The 17,863-nt window shown below is 44.1% G+C and carries 17 protein-coding genes and 2 pseudogenes; 7 read left to right on the top strand and 12 right to left on the bottom strand.

The features are described from left to right. The first annotated feature begins 781 nt into the window (after positions 1-781). Entirely contained in the window at positions 782-928 is a 147-nt protein-coding gene (locus Q0171_RS07370; RefSeq protein ID WP_299328406.1) for a hypothetical protein, read from the top strand. Between the two features lie 195 nt (positions 929-1,123). Here Q0171_RS07370 and Q0171_RS07365 read toward each other — a convergent pair whose 3' ends face one another. The 10 genes and pseudogenes from Q0171_RS07365 to Q0171_RS07325 form a co-directional block, all read right to left on the bottom strand. Then, positions 1,124-2,275: a hypothetical protein gene (locus Q0171_RS07365; RefSeq protein WP_299328401.1), complete on the bottom strand. Its 1,152-nt coding sequence runs from the start codon at positions 2,273-2,275 to the stop codon at positions 1,124-1,126. A 96-nt stretch (positions 2,276-2,371) separates the two neighbouring features. Then, a pseudogene (locus Q0171_RS08595) lies at positions 2,372-2,734 on the bottom strand (MBL fold metallo-hydrolase); the annotation flags it as partial. Beyond that, positions 2,697-3,107 (bottom strand): Rieske (2Fe-2S) protein, encoded by a 411-nt coding sequence (locus Q0171_RS07360; RefSeq protein WP_299328398.1) that lies wholly within the window; start codon positions 3,105-3,107, stop codon positions 2,697-2,699. The gene Q0171_RS07360 and the pseudogene Q0171_RS08595, both read right to left, overlap by 38 nt. Beyond that, a complete protein-coding gene (locus Q0171_RS07355) occupies positions 3,104-3,787 on the bottom strand; it encodes an acylneuraminate cytidylyltransferase family protein (protein WP_299328396.1) in 684 nt (227 codons plus the stop codon). Before Q0171_RS07355 ends, Q0171_RS07360 begins: the two co-directional genes overlap by 4 nt. 21 nt (positions 3,788-3,808) lie before the next feature. Then, positions 3,809-4,765: a glycosyltransferase gene (locus Q0171_RS07350; RefSeq protein WP_299328394.1), complete on the bottom strand. Its 957-nt coding sequence runs from the start codon at positions 4,763-4,765 to the stop codon at positions 3,809-3,811. An 8-nt stretch (positions 4,766-4,773) separates the two neighbouring features. Continuing rightward, a complete protein-coding gene (gene neuC, locus Q0171_RS07345; protein WP_299328409.1) occupies positions 4,774-5,907 on the bottom strand; it encodes a UDP-N-acetylglucosamine 2-epimerase in 1,134 nt (377 codons plus the stop codon). 52 nt (positions 5,908-5,959) lie between these two features. Next, positions 5,960-7,000: an N-acetylneuraminate synthase family protein gene (locus tag Q0171_RS07340; RefSeq protein WP_299328391.1), complete on the bottom strand. Its 1,041-nt coding sequence runs from the start codon at positions 6,998-7,000 to the stop codon at positions 5,960-5,962. Between the two features lie 17 nt (positions 7,001-7,017). After that, a pseudogene (locus tag Q0171_RS07335) lies at positions 7,018-7,842 on the bottom strand (alpha-2,3-sialyltransferase); the annotation flags it as partial. 20 nt (positions 7,843-7,862) lie between these two features. Further along, positions 7,863-8,030 carry a hypothetical protein gene (locus Q0171_RS07330; protein WP_299328387.1) on the bottom strand — a complete coding sequence of 56 codons (168 nt, stop codon included), beginning with the start codon at positions 8,028-8,030 and terminating at the stop codon, positions 7,863-7,865. Between the two features lie 107 nt (positions 8,031-8,137). After that, positions 8,138-9,289, bottom strand: coding sequence for a phospholipase A (locus tag Q0171_RS07325; RefSeq protein ID WP_299328384.1), 1,152 nt, complete (start codon positions 9,287-9,289; stop codon positions 8,138-8,140). Between the two features lie 102 nt (positions 9,290-9,391). On the opposite strand from Q0171_RS07325, the gene Q0171_RS07320 reads away from it, so the two are divergent. The 4 genes from Q0171_RS07320 (at position 9,392) to Q0171_RS07305 (ending at position 14,022) form a co-directional block, all read left to right on the top strand. Then, the gene (locus tag Q0171_RS07320) at positions 9,392-10,117 is read left to right on the top strand and encodes a LysE family transporter (protein ID WP_299328381.1); all 726 of its coding nucleotides are present in this window, start codon (positions 9,392-9,394) and stop codon (positions 10,115-10,117) included. Then, on the top strand, positions 10,114-11,070 hold the full coding sequence (locus tag Q0171_RS07315) for a TIGR02757 family protein (protein ID WP_299328378.1): 957 nt from the start codon (positions 10,114-10,116) through the stop codon (positions 11,068-11,070). Before Q0171_RS07320 ends, Q0171_RS07315 begins: the two co-directional genes overlap by 4 nt. Positions 11,071-11,201: 131 nt before the next feature. After that, positions 11,202-11,798, top strand: coding sequence for a peroxiredoxin (locus Q0171_RS07310; protein ID WP_299328375.1), 597 nt, complete (start codon positions 11,202-11,204; stop codon positions 11,796-11,798). Positions 11,799-11,997: 199 nt separating this feature from the next. Continuing rightward, on the top strand, positions 11,998-14,022 hold the full coding sequence (locus Q0171_RS07305; RefSeq protein WP_299328372.1) for an ATP-binding protein: 2,025 nt from the start codon (positions 11,998-12,000) through the stop codon (positions 14,020-14,022). Positions 14,023-14,042: 20 nt separating this feature from the next. On the opposite strand, the gene Q0171_RS07300 is transcribed toward Q0171_RS07305, so the two are convergent. Continuing rightward, positions 14,043-14,186 (bottom strand): hypothetical protein, encoded by a 144-nt coding sequence (locus Q0171_RS07300; RefSeq protein ID WP_299328369.1) that lies wholly within the window; start codon positions 14,184-14,186, stop codon positions 14,043-14,045. Between the two features lie 75 nt (positions 14,187-14,261). Here Q0171_RS07300 and Q0171_RS07295 point away from each other — a divergent pair, with 75 nt between their 5' ends. Both Q0171_RS07295 and Q0171_RS07290 read left to right on the top strand, forming a co-directional pair. Beyond that, a complete protein-coding gene (locus tag Q0171_RS07295) occupies positions 14,262-16,133 on the top strand; it encodes an aryl-sulfate sulfotransferase (RefSeq protein ID WP_299328366.1) in 1,872 nt (623 codons plus the stop codon). 16 nt (positions 16,134-16,149) lie between these two features. Continuing rightward, on the top strand, positions 16,150-17,079 hold the full coding sequence (locus Q0171_RS07290; protein ID WP_299328364.1) for a hypothetical protein: 930 nt from the start codon (positions 16,150-16,152) through the stop codon (positions 17,077-17,079). 551 nt (positions 17,080-17,630) lie between these two features. Here the strand turns inward: Q0171_RS07290 and Q0171_RS07285 are convergent. Continuing rightward, positions 17,631-17,863: methionine adenosyltransferase domain-containing protein (locus Q0171_RS07285; protein ID WP_299328361.1), on the bottom strand; the 233-nt coding region annotated here is incomplete at its 5' end.

Genomic DNA, 17,863 nt, shown 5'->3' with positions numbered 1-17,863 from the left:
CTGCATCTTTCAGGTGTGGGAATGTAGGTCGATGCAGGGATAAGGGAGATTGTTTCTGCTTAATACTTCGTTTCACTTTTTATATGTATGCTTGTTGGCATCTTTTATTTTTAGTTGTTACTTTTTGTGTTTTTATCATTCCTGTTGAGTTTGATTTTTTGTGTGTATGTGTTGCTTGTTTCTATTGCTTTGTTCTTGTATGTGTTGTTTGTGCTGCTTAATGTATGCTTCATAATACCCCTTACAAATACCTAGAATCGTTGCTAGATAAACCAAGCATTGTAAAACGCGGATTCTAGTGTGAAAGTGGATTCTAGTAGCAATGCCCTTTTCTCTGTCGTTGCGAGAAAATCCACAAGGATTTTCTATGTTTGTTATTGAGATCTAGAGTCGTTTATGTGATTGTTTTTTATTTTTATGCGTTAATTGCTTGTATTTTTTTGGTGTGTTTTTATTTATGTTTAATTGTTAGGGATTGTTTGGGGGTGCTTTTATTCTTTTGCTTGTTGGATCCTGCCTAATTGTATTTATATTTTAATTATTGCGATCTTGTGCGATGTGATTTTGTTTCTATTTATAATGGGTGCATTTGTCAAAGATGTAAAAGCAATACGGGAGTGTGAGAAATGCAAAAATGCAGCGAAACAACAAACCAAGAGCCAGAATCTAGCCTAGCGAGATTAGCTAAAATTTTCCACATCATAAAGCGGGGAGTGGGCCGAGATAAGTCTAACTATTGATGGGCTTTTCACTCGTGCTAAAGAGCTGATTTAGCTAGGACATGAAAACATGCTTTTATATGGCTAAGATAAACCTAGGAGCATTGTTTAATGCATTTTATATGAAGCTTGATATGAATTTTGGTATGGGCTTTGAGATAGATTTGAAACCTGAAGCTGGAGATTTGGAGCATTTTTATTATATATGAAAGTGTAAGTTGATAGTGATTTTCTCTCCACTGGCGGTTAAAACTAGAGAGTAAAGATCGATGATGTAGCATTGTAGTCCGGGATCTGGTTTCGGCATAATCGTTAATGGTTAGTTTTAAAATAAAATTACAAGATTTAATATAATATTCATACAATAAAAAATATTAAAAATACCAAAGGTGATGGTATTATGTTCACCTATGTAAGCTGGTCCATATTGATATGTGAGAATAGTTAGACATATCATGTGCTTGCAATTCCCTTACCATTCTGTTCATCTTGAGTGTATCTATCCCATGCTTTTTGCATGCCAGTTCAATACTTTCCATTACCGCTTTATCGCAGCTTAGGCAGTATAAGCCATAACGAGCCAGAATCTTATGTCCTTGCTCACCTAGGTTTTCTAGCACATCTGCAATGGTGCTTTGCGTGCCTATAGCGCTTGTTCGTAAATGCTTTGTGGTGGTTGACTTAAGATAATATGGGGCTTGGAGCATACGCCAAAATTCTGCATGATATATGTCTGGATTTCTACTGCACTCACACCAATAGCCGATTGTAGCTTCGTCCCACGACTCGTTGTGTATAACGATATACATAAGTATTTCACTAGGAATATTGATGGTCAAATTTGGCGAAGCGGCAAGAAAATCAAGCATGCATAATTTTCCATTTGTGATACAAAAAGAAAAAGCTAGCTCTGCATTGGAATCTGGATATATGCTCACACTCATATCTTCGCAAAAGGCTATTTCAGGGATAGCGTTTAGATTCATAAAATACTCTTGCACCTTTGTCTTGTCAAAGACATATTGTTGTTTGTTGGGATAATACATGTTAAACTCAGATTCATTAAAATGTTCGGTAATAAATTTTTGTATCACCCGCTTTTCATAGGTGTTGGTATTTCTATGTTGCCTTTGTATAGTATCTGTGTCTGCCGTCCATGTATCACCTGCAAGCAAGGCTATAACTTTGGTCGTATTGTGTTGCTGAGTATTGAAGAAATTTTCTACATCATAAATTGTGTTTTTACGCACAAGTTCTAAGTAGCACAAATGCTTTGGATGGTTTAAAATAAAATGTGAAGCAAAAGGAAGAAAATAAGCAGCACTATAAAGTTTGCAGGCTTGTTGTAGCATTTCCAAAGTAGCAACCCTACTTTTTTCATAAATGCTTATTTTTTGTTTATCGCTTAAGTGTGTATAAGTGGCTGGATAGCCGCTAGCCCCTGGTGAAAAGCTCGCACATAGCATATCGACGCTACCTATTGCTTGTAGGATCCGGTGATTTATGCCTGCATCATTGATATTAAGGATTGTGAAAGAATCTATTTCAAGAAGCATTTGGGAGTCATTCCATAAAGATGCTGGCTCATAAATGGTAATAAAACACTCTTGTGCAATCTCTACTCGCTTACCAAAAGGTAGCACAATAACATTACAAAACCCCAAGTCGTGCAGTTTTTGTTCTAGCCGCCCATTGGGAAAGGCTGGAATGTAAATTGGCAGTTTGGTATCAAAATACTTGAGAGTTTCTGGATGAAAATGATCGCTATGCTCATGTGAGATGTATATCGCATTTGGTTTTAATTCACTTGGCTTTATTATTGGATTTGGGTAGGTGCGCCATGCGCCAAAAAAGGCATAGCCTACAAGCCATGGGTCGCACAATAAGCTAAAATTTTTATAGCAAAATTCTAAAGTAGCATGCCCATGCAGAGTGATTTTGATATGTGGGTTTATATATTTACAATGAGTTTTGTTTTTAAGTGTCCCCCCCCCCCGTAGTAGCAGGGGCGACACTAGAGTGTAAGGCTGGTGCGTATATAGCAATATTGCCTTTAGAGTCTCTATGCGCTTCAAGTTCGATAAGCTTTGCGTTTAGGTTAAGGGCATTACCACTTTGCGCATCAAAACGCCAATTATGCACTTTGCAATAGATTTCTTGGCATGGTTTTGCGCCTTGTGGGAGTATTGTATTGTCGCCTGCATTTGTGCTATCGCAATGCAAGATTGCTCCTTGATGTGGGCAGATAGAGTCATACACTTTTATGGAGTCATTTTCTTTGTGGATAAATAGCTTATGATCTCCTAGCATAGCTATATTTACGCCCTCAAGTAGTTTGTCTATATGCGCAATTATTTGTAAATCTTTTTGTGTGTTGCTTGTATTCATGCTTTCTCCTCTTTATTGTGTTTGATCCTGGATTCTGCCTTTTGTAAATCCACCATGATGTCAATATCTAGGCTAGTTTCTTCCTCCATAAGATAGTAATGTGTATGCTCTGGTAAGAAGCTTGGATTATCCACAAATAGCTCCCGTTTTACGATATAAATCGCGCCATTGCTTTGGTAGGTTTGCGGTAGATTCTGGCGGGGCATAAACGGATAGGTGTTATTGGCTATCCCGCGTAGCTCGCCATTCTCATTAGCCACAAAGCTTTTTAAAATCTTAGAATCCACTTTGCACACGCTAATAAGCGCATTTGCCTTTTTTGATACAAAGATTTTATATGCTCTATCAATATCCTCGCTCGTGCGCAGTGGTGAAGTGGGCTGCAGTAAGACAACATGCTTGCATTCTTTGTAGTGTTCCAATGCGTGCAGGAGCACTTCATGGCTTTGCGTGCTATCTGTGGCTAGCTCCTTTGGTCGCTTTAGGGTCTCTATATTCTGTGAAGCCGCATACTCTAAAATCGCTTCGCCATCGCTGCTTACCACGATTTTGTCGATACAGGCAGCAGCTTTAGCAGCCTCTATGGTGTAGTAAATCAGCGGGTGATTGGCTAATAGTGCTAGATTTTTGTTTTTTATGCTTTTTGAGCCAGCGCGTGCGGGGATTAGTGCTAGGGTCATTGTTTGCCTTGGATTTTGGATTTACAATTTTGCGAATCTCTCATATCGTTCGCGTATCACTTCTTTCTCAAGCATATAGCGCGGGATAATCGTATCAAGCAAGTGCTGATTTCTCACCTTAAACTCTTCCAAGCTCATAAGATCTAAATGCTCTATAAACCCCGCCCGTCTGTGCTTGAGTGCCGGGAAATGCCACTGCATAAGTGGCGCGAGAAAATAGCGCGTATCTCTTGGAATCACTTGTCGCTCCGAGTAGAGGGTGTTTTCGTGCTGGGTATTGTCGATCCACTGCGCTGCTTTCGAGGTTTTGCGCTCTGCAAATGTTACGCCTTTTTTATGCACAAGTAGTTGGTCGTAGCCTTGTATAAAGCCATTTTTACTATTATTTTGCACATAAATTTTAGAATCCATCACGACAAAATTCACGCGCGGATAGACTACGGCGTGGTTTGCTTTTTTGGGGAGATAGAGGGTTTTGTGCAGGATTTCTGGCTCATAGATATGATCAACATCGATTTTTATTATCCATGCGTTTTCTGGGATAAATGAGAGCACGAAATTATAATAGCTATGCAGCTTATTATGTTCATGTGGTGGGTCTTCGAGTAGGACATTGTGGGGATATTTTGCAGGGATAAAGCTAGGATTCTCTTTGCAAAACTCCAAAATAATCGCCTCACTAGAATCTGTGCAGTCATTATAGCCAATTACCCCGCGTCTAATAGCTGGCAGCATGGACTCTAGGCTCGCTCGCAATGTCTGCTCTTCATTTTTGACACGGATAAATGCCCAAGGATCGCTCGCTGGGTGCTCGAGCGCGCAATCTGCATGATGAGTTTGCGCGCGATGTTGTATCCCCCCCCCCATTGCTATTTTTTGGGGCTTACACGCATGGTGAGCGATGGTATCAAGCTTTTGCAAGGTGATTTGGCGGGGCTTATTGGTAAGCTTTTGTATGAGTTTATGTAGCCAGCGCATGGGAATCCTTACAAATCCTGGAATCTCTTTTGTTTTTCTATCGTAAATAGTTTGCCATTCTCTAGCAGCGCGTAAAATAGCTTATCGCTTTTTTCGCGTTTTTGTGAGCGTGGTTGTGGGGCTTTGTAGATTTTGGCGCTTGCTATGGCGCGCAGGATTGAATCTTGTCTGGCTTCTGTGTGGAATACACTAGCAAGCTCGCTTCCCATGCGGTTTGTCTGTCTTGTGCCGACATTGATACTAGGGATTCCAAGATATGGCGCTTCTTTTAGCAAGCAGCTAGAATTCCCGATGAGAAACTGCGCGCCCTTAAGCAGCGCGATAAAATACTCAAAGCGAATCGAGGGGAAAAACATCACCCTCTCCAGCGCATGCAAAGGCTTATATGCCTCCAAAATCAAATTAAACCCCAAATCGTTGTTTGGATAGATGATGATGTAGTTTTGGGCATTTTGTGTGGCGGTGGCTTGGAGCGCATGCACGAGCTCATCGGCTTGGTTTTTGATAGAATCTAGCTCGGTGGTAACAGGGTGAAACATCACGATCGCATAGTTGTCAAAGCCAATGCCATAATACGCCTTTGCCTCTTCTAAGCTCACATCACTACTCTCTAACACATCAAGATCTGGCGAGCCGATGATGAAGATAGATTGCGCTTTTTCACCGAGCTGGAGGAGACGCTTTTGTGCGCGCTCATCATTGACTAAGTGAATATGCGCGAGCTTTGAGATAGCATGGCGCAGGCTATCATCAATCGTCCCAGAAACCTCTCCGCCCTCGATATGCGCCACAAGAATGTTATTAAGCGCGCCTACGATACTTGCAGCTAGTGGCTCGACCCTATCTCCATGCACGACTATCAAATCTGGCTCGTATTCTGCAATAAATTTTGAAAATCCATCGATTGTGTGGGCTAGGGCGAGATCCATTTGATAGTATTTGTCGTGATTTATGAATTTGTAGATGTTTGCAAAGCCACATTTTTCTATTTCATGCACAGTAAGCCCAAACTGCTTGCTTAGGTGCATGCCTGTGGCAAAGATATGTAGCTCGAATTCTTTGCCCTGCTCTATGCGTAGCATGAGAGATTTTGTCTTAGAAAAGTCCGCTCGGGTGCCGGTTACAAAGACGATTTTTCTCATTGTATGTTCTTTCATTTTTAGATTCTGGTAGTCCGCATGCTCACATAGATGTTTATACAAAATCCCCATATTGTAGTTGTATATTTGCTTCAATATCTCGCGCGGCTTTTTTGCCCAAGATTGCTTCAAACTCACTTGCTGGGATTCCGCCTTTGCCCGGGCGCTTGACCCAGATATTTTCCATGCTAAGCACCTCGCCTTTTTTAATCGCCGCTATGCTTACCACACTTGCAAAAGCGAAATCTATCGTTACTTGCTCTTCTTTTGCCGCTTGTTTTGGGGCATTATCCCCGCGCATAGCAAACATCTGCGCACTTTGCTCGATGAGCTCTTGTAGTGCGTGTTCATCATTAGAGCAGATAATATCGGGTCCTTTTCTCTCCATAGAATCAGTAAAATGCCGCTCCAGCACACATGCCCCAAGTGCGACAGCGCCGAGACATGCGAGATTGCTTGTAGTGTGATCGCTTAGCCCCACTAGGCAGTCAAACTCCCGCTCTAAGGCACACATCGCTTGTAGGCGCACGAGATGATCTGGGGTAGGGTAGAGGTTTGTCGTATGTAGTAGCACAAATGGCACTTCTGCTTCGCGCAAAATCCTTACGCTCATCTCTATGGATTCTAGGCTATTCATGCCCGTGCTTAGGATTATTGGCTTTTTGAAGCTGGCGATATGCTTTAGCAGGGGGTAGTTGTTGCACTCACCACTGCCAATTTTAAAGGCGCTTACACCCATATCTTGCAGGCGATTTGCTGCTGCGCGAGAAAATGGCGTGCTAAGATAGACTAGCCCTTGAGACTCTGTGTATTCTTTCAGTGCGCGCTCATCAGCAAAATCCAGTGCGCATTCTTGCATGATCGCATAAATGCTTTTTTTAGCATTGCCGGGGATTACTTTTTGCGCAGCAGCACACATCTCATCATCAATGATATGGGTTTGGTGCTTGATAATGCTTGCCCCAGCGCGTTTGGCGCTATCTACCATAAGCTTGGCGATTTCTAGGCTGCCATTGTGGTTTATCCCAATCTCTGGGATAACAAGCGGTGGGACATCGCGTGCGATGCGGAGATGCTCTATGGTGATTTCATTCATTGCGATGACTCCTTGGGCTATTTGTAGCGTTTTTTGGCTCGTATGTAGTGCTTGGTCTGGCTTGGGAAGCGCAGGATATCGCGGACAAGCCGATAGATAAGATTCTGGCGCAGCGGATTGAGTGGCGAGATTGATACGCCATAATACATCTTCTCGTATGCATATTTGGATGGGATAAGTATGTCTCGTGTGGCATCTTTAGGCTTGGATTTCTTCGCTTGCTCCCAGCTTTGCACACTAGAGTCTGCTCTCACGGGTGCTAGGGGGATATGCTTTGAGATAGGACTAGATGGGCAGAGTGAGTAGAATCTAGCTCCATGGTGCTTGGCGAGAATCTCGAGTGCTTTGAGATCTGTTTCTGGGAAATGCATAAAGTCTGGTTTGGGGTTGGGATCGTAGTCTGGTATCATTTTTAGGAGATTTGATTGTAGGGGGTTAAAAGCATAACCCCTATTAGCGCTATAGAGATCGATTCCTGCAATATAAATCTCTTTATATCCAAGTGCGACAGCAAAGGCGCACGCATAGATTCCAGATGTGATGAGTTCATCGTGGTAGATCCAGCTGTGCATAGCAAAGATAAAAAACTCGCGTAGATTTTTGAGCGTGTCAGCACCATTAGGGATATGTGCAAAGGCGCCCATATTTTCACAATAAGGTTCGTCTAATGATCTAAGATTAAATGTCTTGGCTACTATGTTTTTAATTCTATACTCGCCATTATCATGAATACTCCTAAGTGTATAGACTTGCTCGAATATCACTGGTGGAGTGGCAAAGGCGTATGTGATGTTTTTGCCTAGGAAATATTCTTCTTCGAAATAGAATTGATTACAGCGGAAAACATCAAAAGTAGCAGAATCTAGCGCATTAGATTCTGCGGTTTGCGGGGGGGGGGGGGAAGACGGGTGTAGTCGATTTGGGCTAGGCTTGGTCCATTACCCGCTACAATAGCGATTCGCCCAGTAGGATTTGCAAAGCTGCTAGGCGCAATGTCGCTCGCAGGGGGATTGGGAGCAGTGTGCTGCATAGATGTCCTTTGATAAACTTTATGTGATTTATTAGTAGAATGCGCGATTATAGCAGAATTTCACTTCCCCCCCCCCCCCCCCCCCCCCCCCCGATTTTGCAAAATTTTTAAAAATTTAGTCGCATGCCAAGCCCAGAGCGCGTTACGCGGTAGTTATATTCATACAAACTATCGCCAAACCCATGCACCACCTGCAAATAAATACCGATACGCTTGCTCAAGCGATAAGTATAGCCAAGCTCAAATCGTCCCTTCCAGTCCCAATACTCGTGCGTGAAATAGTTGTTGAAAATATTATTCACATAGAGTTCAAAGAGATGTCGCCGATACTCATAGGAGAAGATAATATCGCCAAAGCCGATATAGGCGTTTATCGTGGTATTGTCCCCCACATCGCTTAGTAGATGTCCTAGCGGCACCCATGCTCGCAGCGAGAATCCAAATCTCCCGCGCTGCCAATCTAGCTGGGCGATGAAGCGATCGATAGATTTTGATCGATTAAACCAATTTGGATTATCAGGTGTTAGCCCATCGTTGCGGGTATCGGCATAGCCTACATCAAGATTGTTGTTGCGCTCGCCATTGCTTAGGTGCAGATAGCCTGCGCGCAGGCTTGTGATATAGCCGCCCAGGAATGGCAGGGTTTTGGTATAGTTGAACATAAAGCTTGGGCTAAAGTTAAGATCGCGCATGGGCTTAGAATCTGGTGTGTTGTAGATTTGAAACCAATGTGTTTGTGTGTAGCCAAAGTCAAAGCTGCAGTATTTGCACACTACATCTTCTAGGAATACCACGCGAAAGCTTACTTGGAATTTGATCTCGACTGGAATATCGCGCGTTGAGTAGGGCTGGGTGAAGCTATAATACGCAGGCAAGACATAGATAGGGAGATTATTGGCAAGCTGAATGTATTTGGATTTGGGATTTACGGGCGTGTAGATACTCTGGGGCGCTTGGATAAAAAGTAGATTTTGTAGTGATGGGGGCAAGTCATTGCAGTAGGGCTCGCTATGAGAGTCTTTGTGCTCGCGATTTTGTGAGAGCGACTTGCAGATTTTAGAGAGCTCTGTGGAGAAATCGCTAGAATCTATGGGGCTTGTTGGGCTAGGGTCTGTGGTGTTTGTGGCGCTTGACTCTGCGCGAGTGGAATCTATGGATTTGGCTTGGTGGGCAGTGCCAGTAGGAGGGCGGCTTATGGCAGATTCTGCTAGATTTACACACAGCATAATGATAGGACAAAAGCCCCAGAATCCGCGCATCATCTCTCCCCTGTGATTTCCTCATGCCCCGCATTATAATGTAATTTTATGCCAATTAGGCTAGAATCCGCGCCAGAGTCTTAAGCCCACACAGCGAGCAGTATGATGAGCATATTTATCAAAGGCGTTTTGCTAGGCATTAGCCTTATTGTCGTTATCGGTCCGCAAAATGCCTTTGTCATACGCCAAGGTCTGCTAAAGTCCCATATCCTAAGCGTCATTATTGTCTGCCTAGTGTGCGATATCATCGTTATGGGGGCAAGTGTGTTTGGCGCGGCGATGATAGGCAATGTGCTTGGCACAGATAGCGTGTGGTTTTTGCTGCTTGGGCTGTTTGGAATGGGGTTTTTGCTCTACTACGCATTCAAATCCTTACAAAGCGCGCTTCAAGCACTCAAGCCCCCGGAATCCATAGAGTTTGACATAGGCTCTAGCAGACAATTTGCGCTAGAATCTACCCCCAAATCGTCCTTAGATTCTGGCGCGGAGTCTAAAGCACCCCCTAGCCCAGAATCTACTCGCGCCCAAGCTATTCTCACCACACTTGCCCTAACACTGCTAAACCCAAATTTCTATCTCGATACATTTATCATTATCGGCGGAGTAAGCGCGATGCTTGGCAATGGGGGCTATGAGCGCTGGGCGTTTTTTGCTGGGCTTATTTGTGTGTCGTTTGTGTGGTATTTTGGTGTGGGCTATGGGGTGCGGATTTTGCTGCCACTTTTTAAAAATCCGCGCGCATGGGCGGTGCTTGATAGTTTCACGGCTCTTGTGATGTGCGGGGTTTGCTACTATCTGGGGGCGTTTTTGTGGGGGCAGTTTGCATGAGTGCTTATACGCTAACCCCTCGCTCCAAAGCCTTTCGCACCCTCCAAGATCTCTTGGATTCTAATTATCATGCGCACAATCGCTCTAATGCCATAAGCTACGACAATCCTGATCCACTGCTTATCCTCTACAAATACGCCAAGCCTCTGCATAATACGCATGAGAGCGGCGTGGCGAGCATGCGCGATGTTGCCCCAAAATCTGCACCAGACTCACGCACGCTTAGTGCTATTGCGCTAGTTTGCGCGCTGTTTGCCTATGGGAATGTGCGCGCGATTGTGGGGTTTTTGGATTCTTTGCCTTTGGGCATGCTTGGCGAGCGCGATTGTTTGGAGTATTTTGCGCACTATGAGTTTCCCTACTATCGCTTCCAAAGCCGTGAAGATGTGAAGCTGCTATTGTTAAGCTTGGCTAGGATTTTAAAATCTGGAGGGCTAGAGCGGGTGCTTGTGCCAAATAGCTCTCCGCTAGAGCAAATCGCACATCTCATCGCCCTGCTATGCCAGAGTGCTGCTGGCGTGCTAGAATCTAGCCTCGCGCGTGAGTATTTCTCCCCAGAGTATCGCGCTATGAGCTTGGCTCATGCGCCGTTTTTGGATTCTGGCGGATTTTCGCGTGGGTTTGCATTTCTTATCGGTAGTGCTTATGGTAGCTCGCCGCTTAAGCGCTGGAATATGTTTTTGCGCTGGATGGTGCGAAGCGATGAGATTGATTTGGGAATCTGGCAGGGGCTGCTCTCGCCTAGTGATTTGCTCCTGCCGCTTGATACTCATACGCATAGAATCTCGCGCGAGCTTGGGCTATTAAGGCGCGCGAGCTATGATATTCGCGCAGTGTTTGAGGTGAGTGAGAATCTAGCTAGATTCTGTCCGCATGACCCTATCCGCTATGATTTTGCACTCTATCGTATCGGGCAGTCGCGCCGCTTTGCCAAGACCAAGCAAGCCAAATAGCCATAAATCGCAGAATCCACATACAGAGATTTTCTGCACCTTGAGTGCTGATTATTAACCATTAAGGGCTACAATTTCAAACGATAATAATTCTTACTTATTATCAAATTTCAATTTCTTAGGAGAACATCATGTTAGTAACAAGAAAAGCCCCTGATTTCATCGCTCCAGCAGTGCTTGCAAACGGACAAATCGTCGATAATTTCGAGCTTAGCAAAAATCTCGGCAAAAATGGTGCGGTTGTATTTTTCTGGCCCAAAGACTTTACATTTGTCTGCCCAAGCGAGATTCTAGCTATGGATCACCGCGTGAAAGATTTCCAAGAAAAGGGCTTCAATGTCATCGGTGTATCAATCGACTCTGATGTTGTGCATTTTGCTTGGAGAAATACTCCAGTAGAGCAGGGCGGGATCGGTGCTGTAAGCTTCCCTATGGTCTCTGACATCACCAAGCAAATTTCGCGCGATTATGATGTGCTGCTTAATGGCGCAATCGCACTTCGCGGAAGTTTCCTTATCGACAAAGACCAAGTCGTGCGCCACGCAGTGATTAACGACCTTCCGCTTGGTCGCAATATGGACGAAATGCTCCGCATGGCTGATGCGCTACTATTTTTCCAACAACACGGCGAAGTATGCCCAGCTGGCTGGCAAAAAGGACAAGAGGGCATGAAGCCAACCGCTCAAGGCGTGGCAGACTACCTTGCTAAAAATGCGAGCAAACTTTAATCGCTCGCATTGCTTCAACCCAGAATCTAACGCTTTGACGCGTGGGCTCTGGGGCTATCATTTTTAAGCTTGTGTTTTAGTTTATCCCTGCTTTTGTGCTTCTTGTCGTCAAATTGCACAAAATACCTTGCAAACACCTTGCCAATCTCACTCCCTAGAATCTAAACTTTGCTATAATCACCATTTTCAAGGACTATCTATGCGCTATCTTATTGATTTTCTCTCTAAGTCAAATGTGGCAGATACGCTCATCTACCCACACCTTAAATGCACTAACCAGGAGGGTGCGATTTTGCGCCACTTGCTCCAGCTCGCTATCAATGGCGAAATGGAAGCGCGCGTCTATGATGTGCTCTATGCTTGCTTTTTTAAGCCAAATAGCATAAGTCATCTAGCTCAAGCTAAGCTCCCAAGCGACGCTGATAGCCGTCCTCGCCAGAATCTAAAAGTCTCCAAGCCTACTCCAGCGCCCACTGATAAATCAAGCTCCAAATCCACCGCCAAATCCACTTCCCGTCCCAAGCAGAAACCAGAATCCAGCACACAAGAGCCTGTGAAATCTTCTAGCCTAGAATCCACTAAGCCTACCCCTGCAAAGCTCATTCTTGCCCCAGAATCTAATAAAGAACATGGAGAATCTAGCCCTATGGATTTTGCCACACTTGATCCTGCTACACTAGGGAAGCTCGCTATCTTGGAGTATGTCGGTGCGGTGAAATCGCTTTTAGATTCTGGCTGGATTAGTGTCATGGAGTTTAATTTCATGCGTGAGCAGGAGAGAGAGCTTGCTAGTCTTGAGCTCCTTTTCTTAGAAATTGCGCTCGCTCCAAGCTTCTATCATCTCGTGGAGAATGGCACTACACCCCAGCCAGAAATCCCATCAAACACTCCTTATAATGATCACTTGGAATACTTGACCGATCAATTCCTGCGCATAAGCTTGCTCACCTCCCTCCGGAGCAAAAAGAGTGCTGCCACAAGTAGCCAAATCCGCAGTCTCCAAGAGCGCATAGATTCTCGTCTCAAGTGCAGTAAAATCGACATTCCCGCCCAGAATCTCATGAAAGAATGCCACCTAAGCAAAAAAGAGGAGATCATCTTTTTTGCCTTGCTTAAAGAAGAATACTACGGCGGCGATGGCTACTATCGTGATATGAATAACCTTATCAATCTCATTAGCACCAGTGAATATGAAAAAATCCAAAATCGCGCACTGCTTGATGAGAAAGGCACGCTGGTAGAGAAGGGGCTATTGGATTTTGGCGAGATGTTAAATCCATTTGGTGGGATTGTGCGCACATTTTTTATCCCAGAAGAAATCCTGCGCAAGATTATCAAATCCCCTAAAAAGCGTAGTGGTAAAATCAGCCTCGCCACCGCGCTAGTAGAGCAAGAGATTTTCGAGCTGATTGAGCCAAAAGTCGGGTTTGATGAGATTGTCCTGCCAGAATCCACCCACTCCATGCTAGAATCTATCTTGAAGCAAGTGGATTCTGCGGTGATTAAACGCTTGCAAGAGTGGGGGATAATCCATAAAAATAAAGGCGTGCAGGCTAAGATTCTTTTTTATGGTGCAGCGGGCACAGGCAAAACGCTCAGCGCACAAGGTATCGCTAAAGCTCTTAAAAAGCCTATTTTGAGCTTTGATTGCTCTAAAATTCTCTCTATGTATGTGGGGGAGTCGGAGAAAAATGTGCGCAAAATCTTTGATAGCTATAAAGAGCTTGCGGCTAAATCCAAAACTGCGCCTGTCTTGCTACTTGATGAAGCTGATCAATTTTTAAGCTCCAGAATCCACAGCCTAAGCGGAGCAGAGAAAATGCACAATCAAATGCAAAATATTTTTCTCGAGCAAATTGAGCGTTTCTCTGGTGTGCTAATCGCCACAACAAATCTCGTGGAGACTATGGATTCTGCGTTTTCTAGGCGATTTGATTATAAAATCGAGTTCAAGCGTCCAGATATTGGTATGCGCAAACGATTGTGGCAGAAATTTCTTCCTAAAAATGCGCAGTATGACATGCCAGAATCCACACTTATCAAGCGGCTTTCTCAATATGATTTAAGTGGCGCGCAAATTGAGCTTGTGGTGAAAAACACTGCCTACAAAGTTGCCACGCAAGCTTCTCCTATATTTCGCGAGCAAGATTTTATCGCTGCTATCACGCGCGAGATACATGGTGGATTTGACGGGAGCAAAAGCGTGGGATTTAGCGCAATTTAGATACGACAACATCACTGACATCAATCCCTATCTAAATCCCAAATGTAAGATTCTGGTGCCAAAATCACTTGTAGATTTTTGCACGCTAGTGCCCCTATGTCATCAAGCACCTTGACTATTTTCGAAAACTTGCGTGGAGAATCTGGATTTTGAGCCTTTATCAATATCTTGCCTTTGTGATAAAAAAGTTATGCTAACAATCCATAATCACAACCTATCTTACACAGAAAGGAGAAGCTATGAAAGTAGCGCAAGTGGTTTCAAGTCTATTGCTAGCTGGCGTAAGCGCATGTGTCGTGCCAAGCATGGTGTTTGCTATCGGTGGTCCAAGTGGTCCTAAGCAAACTTACAAAAAAATGGGGCAGCTTGGTGAAGTTGTAGTCAATCCCTATGGTATCGCTCCTCTCACAGCGATTATTAAACATGGTGGCTACACTCTCACAGATGTGAAAGTTACAGTGCAGGCTAAAGCTGGTGGCGTGCCAATTAGCTACAAAGTTTCTGATGGTCTTATCAAAAACTATGCTGGTATCCCAGTATTTGGTCTCTATGCTGATTACAAAAACACTGTTTTGGTTGAGTATAAACGCCAAGAGGGTGCGCAGACTAAAAGCGTCAAAGAAACATACAAAATCTACGCAGCACCAATTTTTGGTCAAGTCGATGGTATGACAAACGGCGTGTTCTTCAGCAAAATTGAGGTCAAAAAGGTCGATCCAGAGTTTAAAAATCGCCTTTATTTTGTCAATAACATTGGCGGTGATGCAAAAGGCGTGAAAGTAGTATGGAATAACCCAGCTGGTGGTGCGCTTGAGTGGAACTATGAGCCACAAAACTTCATTATTGATACAAAAGGTGAAGTCCGCTGGTATATGCTCCCTGATAAAATTTACACAATGAATAGTATCTACCACTCTGGCGTGATGATGGGCTTTAGGCAAAATGAAGATGGTGCGTTATCTTGGGGCTATGGTCAAAGATATGTGAAATATGACATTATGGGTCGCGAAGTGTTTAATAGACAGCTTCCAGACTCTTACAATGACTACTCGCACTTCATGTATCCAGCCACAGCCGGTAAAGCAAAGGGGCACTACTTTATGCGCGCTGCCAATGCAAACTACAAGCGTCCAGATGGCAAAAGTGTCCGCACCGTGCGTGATGTAATTGTGGAGGTTGATGAGAGTGGTAAGGTTGTTGATGATTGGAGGCTCTATGAGATTCTTGATCAATACCGAGATAATGTAATCAAAGTTTTAGATCAAGGTGCCGTATGTCTCAATATCGACTCTTCACAAGCTGGTAAAACTCTAAGTGCCGATGAGCTTGCTAAGCTTGATTCAAGCGATAGCTTCGGTGATATCGTAGGAAGTGGTGCTGGACGAAACTGGGCGCATGTCAATAGCGTCGTCTATGATGCAGAAGATGACTCTATCATCATCAGCTCTCGCCACCAATCAGCTATGATCAAAATTGGTCGCGATAAAAAAGTAAAATGGATCGTGGGCTCACATGAGGGCTGGAAAGACAAATTCAAGCCATTCTTGCTTCAGCCAGTAGATGCTTCAGGGAACAAAATCAAATGCGAAGACAATTTCTCTAAATGCCCTGGCTACCTAAGCAAAGAGGGTGGATTTGACTGGACATGGACTCAACATACTGCGTTCAAAATCGATGCGAAGTCTAAAGGTGATATCCTTTATCTAGCAGCATTTGATAACGGCGACTCTCGCGGTATGGAGCAGCCAGCATTCCCTACAGATAAATACTCTCGCGCTGTCATCTACAAAATCGATCAGAAAAAGATGACAATCGAACAAGTATGGGAATATGGTAAGAACCGAGGAAATGCTTGGTATAGCCCTGTTACATCTCTAACAGAATTTATCCCAGAGACAAACTCTGTCATGGTGTATTCTGCGACGGCTGGTATGGGTGGATTTGACATGAAGGCTGGCAAGCCAACAGGATCTCCAAAACCAGTTATCAACGAGTTTAAATGGAATCCAAAATCAGGCGCTCCTGAGAAAAACCCATCTGTAGAGATTCAAATCTTTGATTCTATGGGTTATCAATCATTCCCATTCAGCGTCCAAAAAGCGTTCAAATAGCCTATAGGTGAGAGCTATGAGAAAGCTACCTTTCATCGCAGCCCTTCTCTGGGCTGCGGGCTTTTCCTCCTACGCAGTAGCAGATGACTTCCCGCATGGCACAAGCTGGCCCGATCTCCCCAAAGAAACAAGCTTCCCAGCTGCAGTTGGCACACTTCCAGAGTTTTCTTATCGTGTAGATTCTGTGAAAAAAGGCAGACAATATGCTGTCCCAGGTATTGGTGTAACGACCGCATCTGGTGGCTCAACGATGTATGCTGGAGCCGTAGCGGTTCTACTAAACTATAATCTCACAGCAAATACAAATGATGCCTTTAGGAATAATCTAATCCCTGCTGTGCGTATTGGGCTTGGTAATCGCTGGGATATTGCGTTTGCTGTGCCACAAATGTATATGATCAAAGATGGCAGTCCATTTAGACCAGGTGCTAATGCTCCATTTGGCTCTGTGGGTAACCTTGGCGTAACACTCCATAAACAGCACATGGCTAAGAAGTTTGGTGAATCTGCACTTTCGGTGGCGACAAACTACATTTTTGGTATCCCTGTATCTGCCACACCTGCTGGATATAACTTTGGCTGGGGTGTTGGTGCGAGCTGGCAATATCATCAAATGTCAGCACACTTTGATATCACCGCCACGGTCTATACAGATGCGAAAAACCCTCAGTTTGCAAGTAAGGGTGGGTATTTCTATGCATTGAACAACTACCTCTACACGGGAATAGAATATAACTGGGATTATACACCTGGCAAAAATCCTGGTTATACTGGGTTTGGCTCACATCAGCTTGTGCTAGGTCCTATCATTTCCATGAAAGTGCCTAAGCTTAAAAACAGCGCGCTAGGTTTTGGAGCGTATTATGATGTAATCAACCACTGGGAGAATCAAACAGCAAAACTCCAGCCTTGGAAATTTGCTTCGCGCCTATCGATATTCTTCTAGTCGCCTTTTATCTGCCTAGCGCTTCGTCGCTTCTAGCATTCCCTGGGCTTAGATTCTCGTGTGGGATCTGGGGCTAGGGTCTAAGAGCTAGTTTGCGGTTTGAAGTCTTAGGTTGCAGAGTCCTAGGGGCAAAACTCTTGTTTTGGATTTTGATCTTGACTCTAGGATTTTGTTTCTAGCCCCTCCCCCTTTTTAAATATCTACCTTTTTGCCAAACCAAAATTCTATTTCTTCATTTTTGTTGTTGTGAGTGGCGAGTGTTGGTTCAAGTATGGTGGTTTATAGAATTTACTTTAATTTGATGTTGTGTTGTGGAGATTCTAGTTTTATTAACCCTACCTCCCAAAATTTAGCTTTTTCATTTTCGCGCTTTTGTTGAGGTTGGGGTGAATTTTGTTTGTGGTTTGCAAAGCTACCAGAATCTAAAAGAGTTAGATTCAGTGTGGGTGCAAAATTATGAGAGAGAAAAGGTAGTGCAGAGCTCCTTAGATTCTCGTGAGACTCTAAGGGTTATTGGAGATTGCAAGCTCCATGCGCAAGCTTCCGCGAGACTACTTCACTCCGCAAAACTCTCTAATCGCTTCAACCTTATCCGTTCTCTCCCAAGAAAATTCCGGCAACTCTCGTCCAAAGTGTCCATACGCCGCAGTTTTGCGATAAATGGGGCGAAGCAGGTCAAGTGATTCTATAATGCCTTTAGGGGTTAGTCTAAAGACTTTTTTCACACACTCTGTCAGCACAGAATCTTCCATCTTGCCCGTGCCTTGCGTATCTACAAGGATTG

This window comes from uncultured Helicobacter sp. (assembly GCF_937906905.1).
Taxonomy (GTDB): Bacteria; Campylobacterota; Campylobacteria; order Campylobacterales; family Helicobacteraceae; genus Helicobacter_B.
The sequence above is the reverse complement of the archived record's forward strand: the minus strand, read 5'-3'. Positions and strand labels throughout refer to the sequence as shown.

Coding starts and splice junctions, on each gene's coding strand:
- Q0171_RS07295 (WP_299328366.1), top strand. CDS start 14,262: ATGAAAGTAGCGCAAGTGGTTTCAAGTCTATTGCTAGCTGGCGTAAGC.
- Q0171_RS07310 (WP_299328375.1), top strand. CDS start 11,202: ATGTTAGTAACAAGAAAAGCCCCTGATTTCATCGCTCCAGCAGTGCTT.
- Q0171_RS07330 (WP_299328387.1), bottom strand. CDS start 8,030: ATGCAGCACACTGCTCCCAATCCCCCTGCGAGCGACATTGCGCCTAGC.
- Q0171_RS07370 (WP_299328406.1), top strand. CDS start 782: ATGAAAACATGCTTTTATATGGCTAAGATAAACCTAGGAGCATTGTTT.
- Q0171_RS07305 (WP_299328372.1), top strand. CDS start 11,998: ATGCGCTATCTTATTGATTTTCTCTCTAAGTCAAATGTGGCAGATACG.
- Q0171_RS07340 (WP_299328391.1), bottom strand. CDS start 7,000: ATGAATGAAATCACCATAGAGCATCTCCGCATCGCACGCGATGTCCCA.
- Q0171_RS07315 (WP_299328378.1), top strand. CDS start 10,114: ATGAGTGCTTATACGCTAACCCCTCGCTCCAAAGCCTTTCGCACCCTC.
- Q0171_RS07325 (WP_299328384.1), bottom strand. CDS start 9,289: ATGCGCGGATTCTGGGGCTTTTGTCCTATCATTATGCTGTGTGTAAAT.
- Q0171_RS07320 (WP_299328381.1), top strand. CDS start 9,392: ATGATGAGCATATTTATCAAAGGCGTTTTGCTAGGCATTAGCCTTATT.
- Q0171_RS07290 (WP_299328364.1), top strand. CDS start 16,150: ATGAGAAAGCTACCTTTCATCGCAGCCCTTCTCTGGGCTGCGGGCTTT.
- neuC (WP_299328409.1), bottom strand. CDS start 5,907: ATGAGAAAAATCGTCTTTGTAACCGGCACCCGAGCGGACTTTTCTAAG.
- Q0171_RS07360 (WP_299328398.1), bottom strand. CDS start 3,107: ATGAATACAAGCAACACACAAAAAGATTTACAAATAATTGCGCATATA.
- Q0171_RS07365 (WP_299328401.1), bottom strand. CDS start 2,275: ATGCTTCTTGAAATAGATTCTTTCACAATCCTTAATATCAATGATGCA.
- Q0171_RS07355 (WP_299328396.1), bottom strand. CDS start 3,787: ATGACCCTAGCACTAATCCCCGCACGCGCTGGCTCAAAAAGCATAAAA.
- Q0171_RS07350 (WP_299328394.1), bottom strand. CDS start 4,765: ATGCGCTGGCTACATAAACTCATACAAAAGCTTACCAATAAGCCCCGC.